General features: G+C 66.8%; 2 protein-coding genes. Both read left to right on the forward strand.

From position 1 onward, the window contains the following. Positions 1-3,873 (forward strand): amino acid adenylation domain-containing protein (locus ACFZDL_RS47045; protein WP_391194589.1); only part of this gene is annotated, 3,873 nt, incomplete at its 5' end. Continuing rightward, positions 3,870-5,278: condensation domain-containing protein (locus ACFZDL_RS47050; protein WP_353597310.1), on the forward strand; the 1,409-nt coding region annotated here is incomplete at its 3' end. The genes ACFZDL_RS47045 and ACFZDL_RS47050, both read left to right, overlap by 4 nt.

Below are 5,278 nucleotides of genomic sequence, written 5' to 3' on the forward strand. Positions count from 1 at the left end.
GCAGGACGCACCGACGACGCCCTGGACAACCTCATCGGCTTCTTCGTCAACACCCTCGTCCTGCGCACGGACACCAGCGGCGACCCCACCTTCCGTGAACTCATCGAACGGGTACGGGAAACAGACCTGGCCGCCTACGCACACCAGGACATCCCCTTCGAACGCCTCGTCGAGGTGTTGAACCCGGAGCGGTCGATGGCCCGGCATCCCCTCTTCCAGGTGATGCTCTCCTTCCAGAACAACACCAGCCCAGACCTTGACCTGCCCGGCCTGGACGTCACCGATCAGCCATTGGGCGCGGTGCCGGTCAAGTTCGATCTTACGGTCAACCTCCGCGAAGACCGCGCGGCCGACGGCTCGCCCAACGGGCTGACCGGGCAGATCGACTACCGCACCGACCTCTTCCACGCCGCGACCGTGGAGGCGTTGGCTGCTCGGCTGGTGCGGCTTCTGGAGTCGGTCACCGCGGATCCGGATGTGCCGATCAGCCGGATCGATGTCCTCGGCGAGGCCGAGCGGCATCAGGTCCTCACCCGCTGGAACGACACCGCACACCCGCTGCCCGACGCCCTGCTGCCTGAGCTCTTCGAAGCCCAGGTCAAGCGCAGCCCCGAGGCCGATGCGGTTGTCTTCGAAGGGCAGACTCTGACGTACGGCGACCTGAACGCCCAGGTCAACCGGCTGGCGCGGTTCCTGATCGCTCGGGGCGCCGGGCCGGAGCGGCTGGTGGGGGTCGCCCTGCCACGCTCGGCCGAACTCGTCGTGACGCTGCTGGCCATCCTCAAGACCGGCGCCGGCTACCTGCCCATCGACCCCGACTACCCCACCGACCGCATCCACTACATGCTCCAGGACGCCACCCCCACACTCCTGGTCACCGACACCACCACCTCACCCACCCTCCCCAAAACCAACAACCTCCCCCGCGTCCACCTCGACGAGGCCGACACCCACACCGCCATCGCCGCACATCCCGCCACCAACATCACCGACACCGACCGCATCGCCCGCTTGCTGCCCCAGCACCCCGCCTACGTCATCTACACCTCCGGCTCCACCGGCCACCCCAAGGGCGTGGCGGTAGCGCACCACGGTGTCGTGAACCGGTTGCTGTGGATGAAGGCGGAATATGGTCTGGCCGCCGACGATCGGGTGTTGCAGAAGACGCCGTCCGGGTTCGACGTCTCGGTCTGGGAGTACTTCCTCCCGCTGATCGCGGGAGCGGTGTCGGTCGTCGCTTCACCCGGTGTCCACCGGGACCCTGCCGAGCTTGCCGCACTGATCCGCGATGCCGGGGTCACCACGGCGCATTTCGTACCGTCGATGCTGCGCGAGTTCGTCCAGGAACCGACCGCGCCTGCGTGTGACAGCTTGCGGAACGTGGTGTGCAGCGGGGAAGCACTTCCGGCGGAGCTGCGGAACAACGCTCTCCGCACGCTGGACGCGCGTGTGCACAACCTCTACGGGCCCACCGAAGCCACCGTGGACGTGACCTACTGGGAGTGCCGAGAGAGCGACGACGCCACGGTGCCCATCGGCCGTCCGGTGTGGAACACACGCCTGTATGTGCTGGACGCCGGGCTCTCACCGGTCCCCGTCGGAGCTTCCGGCGAGCTCTACATCGCTGGCGCGCAGGTGGCGCGAGGCTATCTGGGACGACCGGGTCTGACCGCTGAGCGGTTTGTGGCGGATCCGTTCGGCACGGCTGCGGGGTCGCGGATGTACCGGACCGGGGACGTGGTCCGGTGGCGCCCGGACGGGGCGCTGGAGTTCCTGGGGCGTGCGGACGGCCAGGTGAAGGTGCGTGGCTTCCGTATCGAGCTGGGTGAGGTGGAGAGCGTCTTGGTGGCGCATGACGCCGTCGCCCAGGCCGCTGCCGTGGTACGGGAGGACCGGCCCGGCGAGAGGCGCTTGGTCGGCTATGTCGTACCTTCGGGCGGGGGAGCGGTGGTCGACACCGCTCAGGTGCTTGACCTGCTCAGGGAGCGGTTGCCGGACTACATGGTGCCGTCGGTGTTGGTGGTGCTCGACCGCTTGCCGCTGACCCCGAACGGGAAACTGGACCGGAAGGCCCTGCCCGCTCCTGACTACGGCGCGTCGGCTTCGGGACGGGCGGCGCGCACAGCCAGGGAAGAGCTCCTGTGCGGGTTGTTCGCCGGAGTCCTCGGCGTTTCCAAGGTCGGCGTCGATGACAGCTTCTTCGACCTGGGCGGTGACAGCATCGTGTCGATCCAGCTGGTCGCCCGCGCACGGGCAGCCGGCCTCGTCATCACCCCGAGGGACGTGTTCGAGCGAAAGACCGTGGAGGCTTTGGCGCTGGTCGCGACCGATGTCGACGCCGCGGTTGCGGACACGCAGAGCGACAGTCCATTCGGCGCTGTGGCCCTGACACCGGTCATGCGTCAGTTGCATGAGCGGGGTGGCTCCATCGACCGCTTCAGCCAGGGGGTGCTGCTCCAGGTTCCCGGGCGACTGGGGCTGGACGAACTGGTCGTGGCGGTGCAGGCGGTCCTGGATCACCATCATGTGCTCCGCGCCCGACTCATCGACAAGGGCGGGGAGTGGGAGCTTGAGATCCCCGCCGTCGGCGGGGTGCGTGCGGCGGAGTGTGTGCGGCGTGTGGATGTGGCCGGTCTGGCCGAAGACGCTCTGACAAAGGTGATCGGGGCCGAGGCGGAAGCCGCTCGAGAGCGGCTTTCCCCCAGGTCAGGAGCGATGGTTCAGGCGGTCTGGTTTGACTCCGGCCCCGACACACCGGGGCGGCTGCTGGTGGTGGCGCACCACCTGGTGGTCGACGGGGTGTCCTGGCGAATCCTGCTGCCCGACCTCCATGCGGCCTGGGAGGCAGCCACGGCCGGGGCCGACCCGGTCCTTCAGCCGGTGGGCACCTCGTTCCGCCACTGGGCCACCAAGTTGGTCGCGCAGACGGACCAGCACCTTGTGGAGCTGCCCCTGTGGGAGAAGATCCTCGATGCCCCGGATCCCCTGTTGGGCACGCGAGCGCTGGAGCCGGGCAAGGACACCTGGGCAACGGCGGGAGACCTGACATTCGCACTGCCGGTGGAGCAGACGGCCTCTCTCCTGACGCACATCCCCACGGTGTTCCGCTGCGGCATCGACGACGTCCTGCTGACCGCTCTCGCTCTTTCCGTCGAGGGCTGGAGGGACGGAGCCGGGACCGACGGTGGTACGGATCTGCTGGTCGAGCTCGAGCGGCACGGCCGCGAACACCTCGGGGACGGGACTGACCTGTCACGCACGGTCGGGTGGTTCACGAGTACGTTCCCCGTGCGTATCTCCACCGAGATCCGGGGGAGGGGCGGCCTGCGTGGAACCGCTGTCGATGGCGCGCTGAAGAGCGTCAAGGAGCAGCTGCGGGCCGTGCCACACGGCGGTATGGGATACGGGCTGTTGCGCCACCTCCATCAGCAGGGAGGTTCGGGTCTCGGGCACAAGGGCAGTGCTCAAGTCCTCTTCAACTACCTGGGCAGAGTAGCTGTCGCGGGCGAGAACGACTCGCAGACAGCGCCCAATTGGACCGTCGTTCCTGGCAGCAAGGCAGGAGCGGGCGCGGATCCGGATATGCCGATGAGCCACAGCCTCATCGTCGATGCGGTGGTCCAGGACACCCATAACGGACCGCGGCTGATGGTGACCTGGTCGTGGCCGACCGGCGTGCTCACCGAAGAACGGGTTCAGGAGCTGGCTGACGCTTGCCGGGAAGTGCTCGAACTCATCGCGGACCGTGCGGTACAGCCGGACGCCGGAGGACTTACCCCGTCCGATGTAGGGCTGCTCGACCTGAGTCAGGACGAAATCGACGAGTTCGAGCTTGCTGAGATGGAAGACGGAACGGAAGGAAACCTGCGGTGAAGCGTTCGAAGATCGAGGATCTCCTGCCGTTGTCGCCCCTGCAGGAAGGGCTGTTCTTCCACTCTCTCTACGACAATGAGGCGGCTGACACCTACGCCGTTCAAATTGTCATCCGGCTGGCCGGGAAGCTGGACACCAGCGCGCTCAAGCTCGCGGCAGAGGCGATGCTCGCACGGCACGCGAGTTTGCGGGTCCGATTTCGCTACCGTAAGTCGGGGAAGCCCATCCAGATGGTGATGGGCGGGGTTGAACTGCCCTGGCGCGAAGCCGATTTGGAGCACCTGGGAACGGTCGAACGCGAGGCCGAACTGGCTCGGATCGCCGAGGAAGACCGCGCTCTGGGATTTGACCTGAGCAAGGCCCCGCTGCTGCGTTGCACGCTGGTCCGCATGCGCGAGGACGAACACTGTCTCATCTGGTCGAACCATCACATCCTGCTGGATGGATGGTCCAATGCTGTGCTCTTCCGCGAGCTGTTCACGCTCTACAAGTGTCGCGGCGACGATTCACAGCTGCCGTTCGTGCCGTCTTACCGGGACTATCTGGCGTGGATAGCCAGGCAGGACACCGAGGCCGCGGAGGCGGCTTGGCGCGAGGCGTTGGCCGATCTGGACGGGCCCACCCGTATCGATATCGCGGGGAAGAAGCGGATCGCCGCCGCTCCCCATCGGCTGACACATGCGGTTTCGCAAGAGCTGGCCGACTCGCTCAGCGCCACGGCGCGCGCTCATGACCTCACGCTGAACACCCTGATGCAGGGTGCCTGGGCCATCTTGTTGAGCCGGATGACCGGGCGGGATGACCTCGTCTTCGGCGCCACTGTGGCCGGCCGGCCGCCGGAGATCCCGAGCGTCGAAAAAATGGTAGGCCTGTTCATCAATACTCTCCCCGTGCGGATACGTCTCGACTCCGCCCAGCCGTTGGGGGAGTTGCTGGCACGGGTGCAGGGCCAGCAGTCCCGCCTCATGGACCACCAGCACCTGGGGTTGTCCCGCATTCAGCGTGTGAGCGGCCATGACGAGCTGTTCGACACGGTCGTTGTATTTGAGAACTACCCAGTCGAATCCGCGGCGTCGGCGGCACTGGACGAAGGAGTTCAGGTCGCGGACATCTCCGTGCGCGATGCCACTCACTATCCGGTCAGCCTCATGGTTGTTCCCGGCCAGGGGTTGGAGCTGCGGCTGGATTATCAGCCTGATCTGTTTGAGCGCGAGTGGGTGGAGGCGCTGGCCGGTCGTCTGGTCCGGGTGTTGGAGGCGATGGCCACTGATCTGGATATGCCGGTTGGCCGGGTTGATGTGTTGGGGGGAGTCGAGCGGCGGCAGGTGCTGGTCGACTGGAATGACACGGCGCGTCGGATGCCGGATGCGACGCTCTCGGAGTTGTTCGAGGCGCAGGTGGCGCG

The organism is Streptomyces sp. NPDC007917, assembly GCF_042959105.1.
Taxonomy (GTDB): Bacteria; Actinomycetota; Actinomycetes; order Streptomycetales; family Streptomycetaceae; genus Streptomyces.